14 protein-coding genes are annotated in these 15,277 nt (G+C 65.3%); 11 read left to right on the forward strand and 3 right to left on the reverse strand.

Features of this window, described 5'->3' with window-relative positions; translation table 11 throughout:
* Positions 1-4: 4 nt before the first annotated feature.
* From B8W69_RS07615 to B8W69_RS07630, 4 genes are read left to right on the forward strand one after another with little or no spacing between them, the layout of a single operon-like run.
* On the forward strand, positions 5-1,033 hold the full coding sequence (locus tag B8W69_RS07615) for an acyl-CoA dehydrogenase family protein (RefSeq protein ID WP_014379533.1): 1,029 nt from the start codon (positions 5-7) through the stop codon (positions 1,031-1,033).
* Entirely contained in the window at positions 1,030-2,190 is a 1,161-nt protein-coding gene (locus B8W69_RS07620; protein ID WP_009953835.1) for an acetyl-CoA acetyltransferase, read from the forward strand. Before B8W69_RS07615 ends, B8W69_RS07620 begins: the two co-directional genes overlap by 4 nt.
* On the forward strand, positions 2,191-3,690 hold the full coding sequence (locus B8W69_RS07625; protein ID WP_009953836.1) for a class I adenylate-forming enzyme family protein: 1,500 nt from the start codon (positions 2,191-2,193) through the stop codon (positions 3,688-3,690).
* Positions 3,691-3,703: 13 nt separating this feature from the next.
* Positions 3,704-4,519 carry a mycofactocin-coupled SDR family oxidoreductase gene (locus tag B8W69_RS07630; protein ID WP_009953837.1) on the forward strand — a complete coding sequence of 272 codons (816 nt, stop codon included), beginning with the start codon at positions 3,704-3,706 and terminating at the stop codon, positions 4,517-4,519.
* 9 nt (positions 4,520-4,528) lie between these two features.
* Here B8W69_RS07630 and B8W69_RS07635 read toward each other — a convergent pair whose 3' ends face one another.
* The gene (locus B8W69_RS07635; protein ID WP_085289350.1) at positions 4,529-5,125 is read right to left on the reverse strand and encodes a PaaI family thioesterase; all 597 of its coding nucleotides are present in this window, start codon (positions 5,123-5,125) and stop codon (positions 4,529-4,531) included.
* Positions 5,126-5,289: 164 nt separating this feature from the next.
* Between B8W69_RS07635 and B8W69_RS07640 the strand changes: the two genes are divergently transcribed.
* Positions 5,290-7,755, forward strand: coding sequence for a CaiB/BaiF CoA transferase family protein (locus B8W69_RS07640; protein WP_085289351.1), 2,466 nt, complete (start codon positions 5,290-5,292; stop codon positions 7,753-7,755).
* A 4-nt stretch (positions 7,756-7,759) separates the two neighbouring features.
* On the opposite strand, the gene B8W69_RS07645 is transcribed toward B8W69_RS07640, so the two are convergent.
* Positions 7,760-8,443, reverse strand: a complete 684-nt coding sequence (locus B8W69_RS07645) for a TetR/AcrR family transcriptional regulator (RefSeq protein WP_085289262.1) — start codon at positions 8,441-8,443, stop codon at positions 7,760-7,762.
* Positions 8,444-8,579: 136 nt separating this feature from the next.
* On the opposite strand from B8W69_RS07645, the gene B8W69_RS07650 reads away from it, so the two are divergent.
* From B8W69_RS07650 to B8W69_RS07665, 4 genes are read left to right on the forward strand one after another with little or no spacing between them, the layout of a single operon-like run.
* Positions 8,580-9,716: an amidohydrolase family protein gene (locus tag B8W69_RS07650; RefSeq protein WP_009953842.1), complete on the forward strand. Its 1,137-nt coding sequence runs from the start codon at positions 8,580-8,582 to the stop codon at positions 9,714-9,716.
* A gap of 4 nt (positions 9,717-9,720) precedes the next feature.
* On the forward strand, positions 9,721-10,920 hold the full coding sequence (locus tag B8W69_RS07655; protein WP_033722644.1) for a thiolase C-terminal domain-containing protein: 1,200 nt from the start codon (positions 9,721-9,723) through the stop codon (positions 10,918-10,920).
* Positions 10,917-11,372, forward strand: a complete 456-nt coding sequence (locus tag B8W69_RS07660; protein WP_009953845.1) for a Zn-ribbon domain-containing OB-fold protein — start codon at positions 10,917-10,919, stop codon at positions 11,370-11,372. The genes B8W69_RS07655 and B8W69_RS07660 overlap by 4 nt, the downstream gene beginning before the upstream one ends.
* A gap of 4 nt (positions 11,373-11,376) precedes the next feature.
* A complete protein-coding gene (locus tag B8W69_RS07665) occupies positions 11,377-11,586 on the forward strand; it encodes a hypothetical protein (protein ID WP_009953846.1) in 210 nt (69 codons plus the stop codon).
* A gap of 280 nt (positions 11,587-11,866) precedes the next feature.
* Here the strand turns inward: B8W69_RS07665 and B8W69_RS07670 are convergent, their stop codons facing one another.
* Positions 11,867-12,478: a TetR/AcrR family transcriptional regulator gene (locus B8W69_RS07670; RefSeq protein ID WP_009953847.1), complete on the reverse strand. Its 612-nt coding sequence runs from the start codon at positions 12,476-12,478 to the stop codon at positions 11,867-11,869.
* Positions 12,479-12,711: 233 nt separating this feature from the next.
* Here B8W69_RS07670 and B8W69_RS07675 point away from each other — a divergent pair, with 233 nt between their 5' ends.
* Positions 12,712-13,791 carry a hypothetical protein gene (locus B8W69_RS07675; RefSeq protein WP_009953849.1) on the forward strand — a complete coding sequence of 360 codons (1,080 nt, stop codon included), beginning with the start codon at positions 12,712-12,714 and terminating at the stop codon, positions 13,789-13,791.
* A 312-nt stretch (positions 13,792-14,103) separates the two neighbouring features.
* The gene (locus tag B8W69_RS07680; protein WP_049770293.1) at positions 14,104-15,261 is read left to right on the forward strand and encodes a cytochrome P450; all 1,158 of its coding nucleotides are present in this window, start codon (positions 14,104-14,106) and stop codon (positions 15,259-15,261) included.
* The last annotated feature ends 16 nt before the right edge of the window (positions 15,262-15,277 follow it).

Here is a 15,277-nt window from a genome sequence, read left to right on the forward strand (position 1 = left end):
GGAGATGACGGTGGACCTGCTGCCCGGAGCTGAGCAACTCGAAATCATCACGGCAGCAGGAGAATTCCTCGCCGATCGGATGCCAGTGGATCGGATCCGCGCTAATCGTCACGCCGAAGCGCCGATTCCCGAGTCACTGTGGCGAGAATGCGCCGAGCTGGGCCTGCTCACACTCGGGCTCGACGAGGCGTCCGGTGGGTCGGGCCGGCGGTTGGACGACGAGGCTCTGCTGTTCGTCGAGCTCGGCAAGCGGCTCGCGCCGGGGCCGTTCCTGGCATGCACGTTGGGCGCCCGGGTGGCCGCCCGTTGCGGCGACGACGCGCTGGCGCAGCGGATCGGCTCCGGGGCGGCATCGGTGGCCCTCGCGGTATTGCGCGGCGACGGCGACGTGCGCCCGGTCAAAGGCACTTTCGATTTGTTCGACCCGGCGGGTGTCTCGCACGCCCTGCTGGTGGCCCGCAGTGGTGCCGCACTGGTCGGCATCGATTCCTTCGGACCGCTTAAATCCGTGACCGCCGCAGACCCGGGTACCCGAATATCCTCGGCCACGGTCGAATCCGCCGAACCCCTGCACTGGTTGCCCGCCGAGGACGAATGGATCTGGGGACGCGCCACGGTACTCGCGGCGGGCTACCTCACCGGATTGGCCGCGGCCGCCGCAGCGTCGGCGACCGAACACGCCAAGACTCGTGTGCAGTTCGGCAAGCCGATCGGGGTTCACCAGGCGATCAAGCACGCCTGCGTCAATATGGAGATCGCTGCCGAGGCCGCTCAGGCGCAAACGTTCTTCGCTGCGATCGCTGTCGGCAGTGGCCGCGCCGACGCCTTGATGCAGGTGCTGTCGGCCCTCACAGTGGCCGGGTCGGCGGCCGTCGAGAATGCCGCCGCGGGCATCCAGGTGTTCGGCGGTATGGGCTACACATTCGAGAACGACATGCACCTGTATCTGAAGCGCGCGCACGTGTTTCGGCACTTGTTCGGTGAGCCCACCGACGTGCTGGCCGAACTGCTGGCCCAGGACCGCGCCCAGTGAGCGGCGCCGCTGGGGCCGCAGCCATCGCGGGCGTCGCCCTGTCCGACGTCGGCCGGGTCGACGACAAGGGACCCTACGAGCTGATCGCCCAGGCCAGCCGCCGCGCCCTGGCGGATGCCGGTCTGACACCCGATGACGTCGACGGGTTGGCCTCCACCGGCCAGGGCACACTGCCCCCGGTCGATGTCGGCGAGTATCTCGGTCTGCGGCCCCGCTGGATCGACTCCACCGCGGTCGGGGGAGCGTCGTGGGAGGTGATGGCCGCCCACGCGGCTGATGCGATCGCCGCTGGGCACGCCGACGTGGTCCTGCTGACGTACGGCTCGACCGCCCGCTCGGATCTTCGAAAGGGATTGCGGGGGGCCAACATCAACTGGGGCGCACGCGGACCCCTACAGTGGGAAGCGCCCTACGGCCACACCCTGATCTCCAAGTACGCCATGGCTGCGCGGCGGCACATGTTCACTTATGGCACCACGATCGAGCAGCTGGCCGAGGTCGCCGTGTCCGCGCGGTTCAACGCGGCCGACAATCCCGATGCCTACTATCGCGAACCGATCACTATCGACGACGTGCTCGGCGGACCGATGATCGCCGACCCGTTCACCAAGCTGCACTGCTGCATTCGCAGCGACGGCGGGGCCGCGGCAGTGCTCGTCAGTGCGGAACGTGCGAAGGATCTACGTAGTAAGCCAGTGTGGGTGCTGGGTTCAGCGGAAACGACCTCGCACATGCTCACCTCCCAGTGGGACGACCTCACCGTTGGCCCGGCCGCGGTCAGCGGACCGCTGGCCTTCGCCCGCGCCGGGGTCTCGCCGTCCGACGTCGACGTCGCCGAAATCTACGACGCGTTCACCTACATGTTGCTGCTCACCATCGAAGACCTCGGCTTCTGCCCCAAGGGGGAGGGGGGTGCCTTCGTCGAGAAAGGTGCGCTGCGCCTGGGCGGCGCGCTTCCCACCAACACCGACGGTGGCGGGCTGTCGGCGTGCCACCCCGGTCAGCGGGGGTTGTTCCTGCTGGTCGAGGCTGCGCGACAGTTGCGCGGCGAATGCGGCCCGCGCCAAGTACCCGATGCCAAGATCGCCTGTGTCAGCGGCACCGGCGGCTGGTTCTGCTCCAGCGGCACAATGATTCTCGGCGCCGAGGAGCCGTAGGTGGACCGCGCACCGCTGAGCTCCGACGTCGTGGATACCCGCGCGATGTTGGAGCTGGCGGCCGCCGTTCACGGCGATATCGAGGCCTACGTCGAGCCGGGGGCGCGAATCACGTTCGCGGAGTGGATCGGTCGGGCTCGTAGCGTCGCGACCCAGTTTGCCGACCTCGGCGTCGGCAAGGGCGATGTGGTCGTGCTGTGGCTGCCGTCGGGCATCGACTACGCGACGTGCTACGCCGCGGCGGCCATGATCGGTGCGATCACCACCGGGCTGAACCCGCGACTGGGCCGCAGAGAGATCGAATCGATTCTGCAGCAGGCAGATCCGGCGTTGGTCGTCGCTGACGGACTGCTTGATGCGTTACCCGGCACCGGGCATCGGCTGCTGTCGCGGGATGCGCTGTGCCGTGACACATCGCGCTCGGCGCCGCCTTCGGTGGAGTTGAATCGCCGGGACGTTGTTGCGTTGATCTTCACCAGTGGCACGACGGGGACGCCAAAAGGCGCAGCCTTCGACGCCGACCGGCTGGCCGCGGGCGCGGCAGCGTCAGGCGTGATGAGCGCGCCCTATGACCGGCGGCTCACGTCCACGCCGTTCGCCCACGCCGGCTACATGTTCAAGCTCTGGGATCAGTTGGTCTGGGGCAGCACGCTGGTGGTGCCCCCGACACCGTGGTCGGCCCAGGGCATGTTCGACGTCCTTCGCGACGAGCGAGTCACCGTGGCGGGCGCGGTGCCGACCCAGTGGGCCAAGCTGCTCGACGTCGATGGAGTGACCTCGAAGGCATTGCCGCACTTGCGGATCGGAGTGGTGGCCACAGCGCCGGCGCCACCCGAACTGGTACGCAGGGTCGCCGAGGGCATCGGGGTCCCGCTGGTCGTGCGGTACGCGATGACCGAGTGCCCGACCATCAGCGGCACCGAACCGGACGACGCCCCCGAGGTTCAATTCCGCACCGTGGGACGGCCTGCCGCGGGAATGGACGTGCGGATCGGATCGGACGGCGTACTTGAGGTGAGCGGCCCGTGTGTGATGCGTGGCTACTGGCGCAACTCGGAACTCACCGCAGAGGTGCTGCGCGACGGGTGGCTGCGCACCGGCGACGTCGGCGTGCTCGGCGACGACGGCAATATCACACTTGTCGGGCGCCGCGGTGACATGTACATCCGGGGTGGCTACAACGTGCATCCCGGTGAGGTGGAGCGGACGCTCACCGGGCACCCCGGCGTGAAACATGCCGCCGTGATTGGCCGTTCCGCACCCGTGATCGGAGAAATCGGCGTCGCGTGCGTGGTACCCGCGGACGCCACCGGTCCGCCGACACTGGCTGAACTGCGCGCCCACGTGGCAAGTGAACTGGCCGACTACAAGGCCCCCGACGAGCTGCTCATTGTTGATGAGCTGCCCTTGACGGCGATGCTCAAGCCGGACCGGCTAGCCCTGCGCGAATTGATCACCCAGCGTGACAGAGATATTCAGCGTCGACAATCGACACGATGAGAGGAATCTAGCTATGGGAAGACACGACGGACGGGTGGCGTTCATCACCGGCGCGGCGCGAGGGCAGGGCCGCGCCCATGCCGTTCGGCTCGCCGCCGAAGGCGCCGACATCGTGGCCGTGGACATCTGCCGCGACATCGACTCGATGGACTACCCCAACGCCACGCCCGACGATCTCGATGAAACCATCAAGCTCGTTGAGAACCAAGGTCGGCGGATCATTGCCCACCAAGCCGACGTCCGCGACGCCGATGCCTTAAAACAGGCCGTCAACGAAGGCGTCCGCGAGTTCGGCCGTCTCGACATCGTCCTGGCCAACGCCGGCATCATCAGACTCGGCGGCGAGGGAGACCGCAGCCAGATCTTCCGCGACATCGTCGACGTGAACCTCATCGGAGTCTGGAACACCGTCGAGGCCGCTATCCCCGCCCTCATCGACGGCGGCCGCGGCGGATCCATCGTGCTGACGAGTTCCAGTGCGGGATTGAAGGGCACCGGTACCGACCGGGCAGGCGGACAGGCTTACACCGCCGCCAAGCGGGGACTGGTCGGGCTCATGCAGGTGTGGGCGAATGAGTTGGCGCAGTATTGGATTCGGGTCAATACCATCCACCCCACCGGCGTGGCGACCGGCATGGTGATGAACGAAACCATGGGCAAGCTGCTCGAGGCCAACGACACGGCAGTGGCCGCCATGCAGAATGCGCTGCCGATTCAGATCCTGATGCCCGAGGACATCGCCGGCGCAGTGGCGTGGCTGGTCTCCGACGAGGCGAAATTCATCACCGGGGTGGCGTGGCCGCTAGATGCCGGATTCGCGGTGCGCTGAGCGGACGGCTCAGGGCTGGTCGGGTCGCAGGACGATGAACAGTCCCTCTGCTTCGGCGCACAGAGTGTCACCGTGAGTGATCGTCGCCCGCAGAATCCGCTTACGTCCTTGCTCGCTGACGAACCAGGCGCGCACCGCGAGCTCCTCGCCGATCGGTGTGATCGATCGGTAGTCGGTGTGCAAGTAGGCGGTTCGCGCAGGCGCCCGGTCGCCGCTACTGGCCAGCCGGCCGAGCACCTCATCGAATAGCAGCGGGATGGCCCCGCCGTGCACCGCGCCACCACCGCCGAGGAAATAGCGGCCGAATGTGACCACCCCGTGCACGCTCTGGTGGTCGCCGCCGAGCGGAATGAAGTTGGGGGACATGGTTTGTCCGCGGCCGGGCAGATCAAGCCGGCGGGCGAAGATCTGCCTGCGCTCAGGTACTGCAAACTGGGCCACCCGGTTGGCCCACCCGTTCAAGTCCTGTGTGAGGTCCACTGTGGTCGCCACGTCCGGAGCGGCCGCTGCCACATGGTCGAGGAAATTGCGCAGCGCGGCGATCATGTCGCCGTACTCAGCACCGCCACCCGGGCTGCTTACGGTCGGCTCCTGCCAGGTCCGCATGGGCGGGAAACCACCCTGTGTCTGCCGTTCATGGATCACTTCGCACACCCCTCAGTCACGCGGCAAGACTAATGCATTGACATTAATCTTGGTCGCTGCGATGCTGGCGTGGCGTGCGTCACAACACGTCGAACGAGACCTGCCAGCACACCCTAGGAGCGAACATGCCGGAAGTCGGTACGGCGTCGGGCGGTCCACTGGCTGGTCTCGTGGTGGTCGACCTATCGACAACGCTGCCCGGAGCGCAGGCGACGCAGTTCCTCGCCGACTGCGGTGCCGAGGTGATCATGGTCGAGCCGCTCGACGGTAGTCCGCTGCGCGAGCTCGCGGGCTGGCCCGCCCTGCTGCGTGGCAAGCTCAGCGTGACATTGGACCTGCATGACGAGGCTGATCTGGAGCGTCTGCGTGCTTTGCTGCGCCGCGCCGACGTCATGGTTAACACCATGCGGCCGACCACGGCCGAGCGCATCGGACTTACCCCCGACGCATTGTCGGAGGCCTACCCGCGACTTGTCGTGGCGACGATCACGGGCTGGGGATCGACCGGGCCGTTTCGCGACTACAAGGGCTGGGAGGCCCTGGTGATGGCGAAGACGGGTGTCATGCACGAAAAGCGCGGACTGACCACGAGGCCGGGACCGGCCTACACCACCTTCGCCTATGCCTCTTGGGGCGCCGCCCACGCCGCTGTTCAGGGCGTGCTTGCCGCGCTCCTTGAGCGGGAGAGCAGTGGGCGCGGCCAAACCGTCGAGACCAATCTGGTGACCGGCATGGGTTCGATGGATCCGTACAACTGGTTTTACGAGATGGTGCTGGAACGGTATCCGGGCGCCTTCGAACCGATGGACGCCGCCTACGACGACCAGGGCCGGCCCCAGGCCTACCTAATCTACGCACTCCTGGTCTGTCCGACGAAGGACGGTCGCTGGCTACAGTTCGCTCAGGTGTCGCCCAAGTTGATCGGCGCTTGGCTGACTGAACTGGACCTGCTGGGGCACCTCGCGGACCCGAAGTGGCAGGGTTTTCCGATGCTGCCGACCCCCGAACTTCGCACCGAGTGGTGGGACATGATGATCGAGCGGGTGGGGGCCCGCACGCTCGCCGAATGGCAGCGGGCCATGACAGAAAACCTTGACCTGAGCGGCGAACTGTTCCGAACTCCCGAGGAATCACTGGATCACCCGCAAACCGCTCACGAAGGCCGCGCCGCGACCGTGATCGATCCCGATCTCGGGCCGGTACGGCAGCCGTCGACCCTCATTCACGCTGACGGCAAGCCGTTGACCCCGCTTCGGCCGGCTCCGCGAGTCGGCGAGCACAACGACTCGGTCACCTTCGAGCAGCTCGGCCAAGTGCGCAGGGCCGCACTACCCGCACGGCACGCGGACCACGACGCACCGCCGCTGACGGGCGTGACGGTGCTGGAGTTCGGCAGCATGTTCGCGGGACCGTACGGCGCGACCCTGCTGGCCGACCTGGGCGCTCGCGTCATCAAGGTCGAGCCGCTGGAAGGCGACAACATCCGCAATCTGGTCGCGTTCCCCGAGGCGGGCGGCGCAAAAGTGTTGCAGGGCAAGGAAAGCTTCGCGATTGACTTCACCAAGCCCGAAGGCCTTGAGCTGGTGTACGAACTGGCCAAGCGGTCCGACATCGTGCTGCAGTGCTTCCGTGGCAAGGCCGCCGAGCGGGCGAAGATCGACGAGGCGTCGCTGCGGGCGGTCAACCCGGACTTGGCGTTCGTGACGACCTCAGGTTACGGGGTCGACGGACCCTTCGCGCACCGCGCCGCCTACGCGCCGTCGGTCGGTGCGGCATCCGGGCTGGCGCTGGTCGACAGCCACGACACGGGCGAGCCGGCCACCGACTTGGATGACCTGCACCGCCGAGCGGTCAAACTGCACGCGGGCGGGGCCGTGCCCGCAGTGCAATCTGACGGCATCGCCGCGCACGGTGTCGGTTCTGCGCTGCTGGTCGCGCTGTATGCCAAGCGGATGGGACGACCGATGTCCAACGTGGTCACCACGATGCTCGCCACCGCGCAGCAGGCGATGATCGCCTACAACGCAAGCTATGCGTCCCGTCCCGCGGACGCAGCCGCCGACGATCAATTCTTCGGCATGAATGCCCTGTACCGGATGTACCGCGCGGCAGACGGTTACGTCTTTCTCGCCGCACCTTTGCCGCGCGAATGGCCTGCGCTGACGAAGGCGATGTCGCCCTACGTCGACTTGGACGCCGATGAGCGCTTTACCGATGCCGAATCTCGCGCGGCGCATGACGACGAGCTGATCGCCGTGCTGACAACCGTTTTCGCCAACAAGACCAAGCTGGAGTGGGAGCACGAACTGTCCGCCCAGGACGTCGGCTGCGTCGAGGTGGTGGAGGCCAATTCCGAGTTGGTGCTGCAGACCGATCCGTACCACGAGGCGGGCTATGCCGTGGACGCCTTCAGCCCGATCTTCGGAGAGCACCGCCGGCTCGCCCCGCTGTGCCGGTTCTCCCGCTCGCGGACACGGGCCGACGCAGGATGCACCATCGGGCAGCACACCGATGCGGTGCTGCGCGAAATGGGTCTGGACGACGCGACGATCGCCGACCTCAGGGCGAAGGAGATCGTGGGCGGCAGCTGACGGATCAGCCGTCGTCGTCGGCGATCAGCGCGCGCGTCTCGTACGACACCGGAGCGGTCAGCATGCCGACCCAGGTGTCGACGTAATTGTGCAGCTGTGCCTCGCTGAGCCCGTGACCCGAACGCGCCGCCGCAGCAAGGGTATTGATCAAGCTGACATACAGCTGGAAAGTTCGGCCGCGCCGGATGCGCCCAGGCAGGTCCTGCAGCGCGGCGTCGACCAGTTCCTCCAGCTTCTCCTGCGTCCAATCGTCGTCGACGTGGTCGGGCCAGTATTCGCTGCGAGCTTGAGGATCCTCCACCAGCCGCGCCAGGAACGGCGCGAACATCTCGCCCGCGGCGATGCTGTTGGCCAACGGGCGCGCCAGCAGCCACACCACCGCGCGGGGATCCGCCTCCTTGCCTTGCTCGCGCATGCTCGTGAGCATTTCCCGGCGATCGGCGCCCAGTGACGCTTGACGGTAGGAGATCAGCGCCCGGATCAGGCCGTCGCGGGAGCCGAAGTGGTAGCGAATCACCGAGGTGTTGGACTGCCCGGCGGCCAGCTGAATCTCCCGCAGCGTAACGGCCTCGATACCCCGGGTGGCGAACAGCCGCTCGGCGACCTCCATCAACATCACCCGGGTCGACTCACCCGACGCGTTGCGCCTCCGCGCGCCCGCGGCCGACTCAGTTCGCAGCTCCGCCATGGGCCTCCTCCAGTCCGCCTAAGTCTTACTGGCGTCGCACCTTGGACCAAATAATAATGGCTATGTATTAGAAATACTGGACTTGCGCGAGAGCAGCTGGCATCATCCGAAGGAGCGACGGATCCGTGGAGGGCCAATGAGCATGATCTGGACGAATTCGGGTGACTCCCACTTCCTGGAGCCCGACGACCTGTGGCAGTCCCGGTTGCCCAAGGCGCTCGCCGAGCTGACGCCGCACGCGGAGAAGGATCCCGACGGCGAGTACGAGACGGTCTCGGTCGACGGACAGATCTTCCGGCGCAAGCTGCCGTCCTCGGCGATGGAGGCCTTCATCGAGGAGAGCATGAAGCCGCAGGGCATCCGCGACGCGAAGGCGCGGTTGGCGGACTTGGACAAGGAGGGTGTCTGGGGTGAGGTGATCTTCCCGTCATTGGGCATGTGGGGATCGACTTTCCGCACCCCCGAACTGCTCAAGGCGTGCATGCGCGCCAGCAACGAATGGGCACTCGAGGAGATCTGCGCGGTGTCACCGCGCTATGTGGTGACCGCCCAGGTGTCGACACTGATCGTGGAGGACGCAATCGAGGAATTGCATTGGGCCGCAGGCAAAGGCTTCAAGGCCGTGTTCTTGCCGACCACTCCTCATCCGAGCGCTCCGGACTGGCACCGCAAGGAGTGGGAACCGTTCTGGGCGGCAGCCGAGGAAGCCGGCATGGTGATCGCGTTCCACATCGGCACCGATCCGGTCGACATGACGGTCGGTGGCGCGAGCGGCGGGGCGGGCATGGTGTACCGCGGGCCGGGCGGGGCCGTGATGAATTACGCCGAGACCACGTTCTCCGGTCAGCGGGCGGCGATGAAGATGGTCGCCTCCGGTGCCTTAGACCGCCACCCTGACCTCCGGGTGCTGATCTCCGAAGGTGGCGCCACCTGGGTGCCGTTCCTTGGCGACCGGATGGTCGAGGGCTATCGCCAGCACCATATGGCGGTGCGGCCCAAGCTGAATCGTAGTCCGAAGGAGATTCTCTACAGCCAGGTTTATGCGTCATTCCAGCACGACGAGACCGCCGTCGCCGCTTACGAGCACATGGGCTACAAGAACGTGATGTTCGGCAGCGACTACCCGCACATGGAAGGCACCTTCGGGCACACCCAGGACACCCTGAAGGGACTGTTCGACGGGGTCAGCGACGAGACCCGGCTGCGCATCACCCAGGGCACGTTCTATGAACTGTTCCCCGACGTGCCGCCCATCCCGGCCGAAAAGTTCTGAGCGCGTGGCTACTTCGTCTGGACTGCGCGACGTTGCGATTGTGGGTGTCGGTGCCACGCCCTATTACAAGCGCGGCGGGTCATTACCGAAGTCGATCACCGAGTTGGCCGGCGAGGCCATCCTGGCGGCGTGTGATGACGCCGGCCTTCCCGTCACCGACGTCGACGGGTTCGCCTACTACTCAGGCGCCAGCGCGGGCTACACGGAGAAGATGGACACCGCCGACTTCATGGAAACGCTTGGCATTCCGGAAGTCCGGTTCACCGCCGCACTGACCTCCGGCGGCGGCGGCTCCGCGGGCGCGATCGGCCTGGCGCGGGCGGCCATCGTCGCCGGGGACGCCTCGGTGGTGGTGACGGTGATGGCGCTGCAACAGTCCAAACAACGCCTGGGCTCGGTGTTTTCGGCCATGGACCCCGATCCGATCAACTCGTTCCTCCAACCATCCGGCCTGTTCGGGCCCGGTCAGTTGATGTCGGTGCTGGCGCGCAGGCACATGCACCTCTACGGCACGCGCCGCGAGGCGTTCGCCGAGATCGCACTCTCCACGCGGGCGAATGCGTTCAATCGCCCAAAGGCCATGCATCGCCAACCGCTGACGTTGGACGACTACTTCAATGCGCGGATGATCGCAGAACCTTTGTGTCTCTACGACTTCTGTCAAGAGACCGACGGCGCCGTCGCAGTCATCACCACCAGCATGGACAGGGCCAGGGATCTGCGGCAACCGCCGGTGCCGGTGGTTGCCGCCGCCCACGGCGGCGTCCGCGACTGGGGCAGGGCGTTCGCCTGGATGGGCATGCCCGACGAATACTTCGCCTCCTCGGGCAATGCGCCCATCGCCAAGCGGCTCTACGAGCAGGCCGCTATCAGCGCCGCCGACATCGACGTCGCCCTGCTCTATGACCACTTCAGCCCGATGGTGCTCATGCAGCTCGAGGACTACGGATTCTGCGGCAAGGGGGAGGGCGGCGCGTTCGTCGAAAGCGGAGCGATTCGCTACGACGGTGGCTCGATTCCGGTCAACACCCACGGCGGTCAGCTCTCCGAGGCCTACATCATCGGGATGACCCACATCATGGAAGGAGTCGAGCAGATGCGCGGCACCGCCATCAACCAGGTCCGCGACGCCGAACTCGCTCTGGTCACCGGCGGGCCGGCAAGCCTGCCCGTGAGCGGGCTGATTCTGGGACGCGCCGCATGAGCACCGCCGCGGTCACCCTGGCCACCACCATTCCGGGCGAACACGTGCGGATCGCGGTCAACAAGGACACCGAGCCGTTCTGGATCGCCGCGAAGGAGCGGCGGTTGGTGGCCCCGCAGTGCGGCGACTGTCAGACCTTCCGGCTGCCCCCGACACCGTTTTGCCCCAATTGCCAATCAAACGCGGTGAACTGGGTCGAACTCAGCGGCCAGGCGGTCGTCTACAGCTTCGCCGTCGTGCACGGCTTCCCGGGCATGCCCGATCTGTTGTTGGTGCCCGCGGTCCTCGACCTGCCCGACGCGCCCGGTGCGCGACTGGTCTCGAACATCGTCGACGTCGCACCCGCCGACATCACGATAGGAATGTCTGTGCACGTTGATTTTTCACCGATTACCGATGGCTGGATGCTCCCCGTCTTCCGAGCCGCGGCCTCCCCCAACGCCAAGGAGTAACGCCATGTCCGATGACAGCGCTCTCCACGAAAAGCCCCTGGAGTTCCTCACCAGCATTGCCAACACCGGAGGATCGTGTGACGGCCAGGCAATCCTGCCTGTCAATGGTCACTTCCGTTGTACGTGCTCGTGCGGCGACTGGGACGTCGACGTCGACGATCCGCAGGAAGGCCTGCGGCAAGCCCGCATTCACACGGGCAGTGCGGCCGAATAATCGTTGAGGAGCTGGATGTGCATTCGGGCAGAATCTCGCGTTACCGGTGCCCTATGGCCGGAGCGGATCGGAAACAGAACCTTCACATGCGGCCGCCCGGCGACAATGCCGTTGCCATCACCAATTAGCCCGACACTGGACTGCCCGGACCCTGAAGGCTCTGCTTAAAGATTGTGGCGAGCCCACCGCATACTTCCCGAGACTCGCAGCAGGGCGCATCTATTCGATGTTTGCGGTATGCGCCAAGAGCATCGTCTTCGAGTCGTTACCGCGGCGATTGCTACACCGCCGAGGCGATTCGCGTCGCCTCGGCGAGTTCTCGGATCAGGCGGCCGATGTCCTGCTCGAGCTGTCGCCAATCCGGTTCTTCGGGCACAAGGTAGTCCGAGGTATAGACGACCGGGATGCCGATGAGCATTCGGGTAAGGGCGTCTTCGGGGAGGCCTCGGAAGTAGCCCTGTTGCTGGGCCTGCTGAATGGCTTGATGGAACAACCCGGTCGCCGACGCGGCGATCGCACTCACTCGGGTTTTCGTATTCGGGTCGGCGATTACGGTCATGAAGGACGCGGACCGGAAACCGGCGATCTCTGCGAAGAGTTCAAAGGGCGCGATGCACATAGCGATGATCCGATCGATCGGATCTTCAATGTCCTGGGCCGCCAGCCAGGCCTGCTGAACTCGCCTGTACTGAGTCCCGGTGGCCGCCGCCAAGAGCGCCGACTGGCTTGGAAAGTGCTTGTACACAACGCCATAGGAGATGCCCGCACGGCGCGCAATCTCCCGCATCGGAGCCGCCGTCCCGTACTCAGTCATCACGTCCAGCGCCACGTCGAGAATGCGTTGGGTCACGGCTGGATCGCGCTCAATCTTTGGTCTGGCCACAGCCTGCACCCTACGTCGACGCGAGCGTGAGCTGCCTAGGCGCCGAAGAATCTCGTCGGGAGAATGCGCCCAAAACCTTGCGTCGACCTCCCCATAACGCTAGCGTCAAGCATTGCGTGATCAGTGATCATGAAACCTTGAGATGGTTGCTCAGCCGAGCCGTCATCCCTACCACGCCATGCCGGCCCACGCCATGACCGATCCATGGATTAGACACCGACGTCTGAGGAGATCGCACATACATGACCAACGTAGAAGCCTCGCCAGCCATCACTCTCGACCAAGAGATCGGCCGCCGTGAAGAGCTGGCCGACCGGTACACCGGTATCCACTTCCTCGAGGACATGGGGGCTGGGATCTTCGGAAAAGCCAAGGGCGAGAATGTTCTGCTCATCGCTCTGCATTACCGCGTCGGTGGATCTGTCTGGGGAGTCGGCGACACGATCATCAACAACACCACGTTCCACGCCGCACCGTATGACCGGCAGAAAATCGAGGACAACGACTTCATCAGCCATCGCATCGACCCGATCCACCGCGTCGATGACTACACGATCACGAAGGAAACCGACCGGGTGGTCTGGCAGGCAGGTGACCGGGCAATCATCGCCCGGCCTCCCTTCTGGGACATCACGGGTGAACACCTCGGCGTCGATGTCGATGTCACCATGGAGCGAACGAGCGAACCCGACTGGTACATCGGCACGTGGGAAGACCTTCCCACCGAGGGACGCGGCGGCCGCGACTTCTGGGCCAAAACCAGCGGCACCATCACCGCCAGGGGCAAAAAATATGAACTCGAGGAGCACTCGTATTCGATCAACGAGCATCTCGTCTTCGGGGAGAACTGGGTCGTCGAGGCCCGCTCCTTCCCGGTCCAATACTTCTACCACCTGTATCGCAGTGACGAACTGCAGATCTTCCTCTACGCACGTCCTGATTCCGGCGTCGTCTACAGCCGAGTGGTGTTCACCGACGGCAAAGAAATCTTCTACGACTGGGACCAGGTCACCGTCGAAGAGGAAGAGTATTGGTTCGACCCGCAGACCCACATCCGGCCTCCGGTCAAATTCCGGGTGAAGCTCGACTCGCCCGAAGGCCGGGTCGAGCTGGCGCTGACCGCCTACAGCCGATCCATCTACTCGTTCCAACTCTCTGAAGGCACACGGACGCACTACAACTACTTCGTGCATAGCCAGGGTCAGTTCACCTCACCCGACGGCAAGACCATCCCCATCAAAGACAGCGAAAACGACACCTGTTTTGCCGAATGGGGACTGACCAGCCCCCTCGGCAGCGGCGCACCACTACTAACACCGTAAGGCCCCACACGTAGTCATCTTGGCGAGCCCCGATACCGTCAGCATGGCGCGCCGGTGATCGACGAGAATCGGGCGTCCAGAGGGGATGCCCCCGACCCAGCCAGCGGTATTGCGCTCGCCGTTTAACATAGTTAACCTAGTGTGCTGAGTCGCCGGGCGAGCATCGGCCACGATTTCGATCGATTATGACAGTCGACTGCCGTAGTATGCGACCCGCGGGTGCTTGGACTTCGCGCTCGTTCGCTGCCGCTACGGAAGGACGTCATGAGCGAGAATCGGCCTACGGCAACATGTCCCGTGAAGAATATTGAGATGAACACTCCGGAGTCGCCGGCGCTAGCGCACTTCCATCTGCTGGATGAGTGTCAGGACGAGGCCCGGCCGGTCTTCCGCAACACCGAGGCCGGCATTGATTACTGGGTGTTCACCGACAACTCGGTGATCCTGGACGGACTCCAGCACCCGGAGCTCTGGTCCAGCAGCGTCATCGTGCCGACGGAACCGGAGCCGCCGTACAAGTGGATCCCGATCATGATCGACCCGCCCGACCATGCCAAGTGGCGCCATGTGCTGGCCGAGTACTTCTCACCGGGTCGCGTCAAGGGCCTGCGCGACGCGCAGCAGAAGTTGGCCGCGGAACTGATCGACCAGGTCGCGGGCGAGGGTGGGTGCGACTTCGTTGCGCGGATCTCGCGGGTGTTCCCGTCGACGGTCTTCCTGACGATCATGGGCATGCCCGTGGAGGATCTCGAGAAGTTCCTGGCCTGGGAGGACATGATCCTGCATCAGAGCGGGGTGGGCGAGGAAGTCAACGCGGCCCGGCTCGAGGGCATGACGCATGTGATGGGTTACTTCTCGGGCCTGATTCAACAGCGACGCGAGAACCGTGACCCGGATGCCGACGACATCGTCAGCAAGGCCATCGACTGGACCATCGACGACGAACCGATCAACGACCTGGAGCTGCTCAACTGCCTGCTGTTGTTGTTCATGGCCGGGCTCGACACGGTCTCCAACCAGCTGTCGTACGCAATGCTGCATCTGGCCACCCATCCGGCCGACCGCGCCCGGATCGTCGCCGAACCGCAGCTCATTCCGAGGGCCGTGGAGGAACTGCTCCGGGTTTATCCGATCGTGCAGACCGCGCGAAAGGCGACCCGGGACATGGACTTCCATGGGTGCCCGGTCAAGGCGGGCGACATGGCGTCGTTCTCGTTGGCGTTCGCAGGCCGGGACGAATCGGCCTACCCCAATGCCCGCACGGTCGACTTCGACCGCGGCGTCACACGTCACCTGTCCTTCGGCGGCGGCCCGCACCGGTGCCTGGGTTCGCATCTCGCCCGACAGGAGCTGGCGGTGGTGCTGGAGGAGTGGCACAAGCGCATTCCGGAGTACGAAGTCTCGGGGCAGCCTATCGAGCACGGCGGTCAGGTGTTCGGCGTGGATTCGCTGAACCTGACGTGGGGCTGAGGCCGTCGACCCATAG

This window comes from Mycolicibacterium vulneris (genome assembly GCF_002104765.1).
GTDB classification, from domain to species: Bacteria; Actinomycetota; Actinomycetes; order Mycobacteriales; family Mycobacteriaceae; genus Mycobacterium; species Mycobacterium vulneris.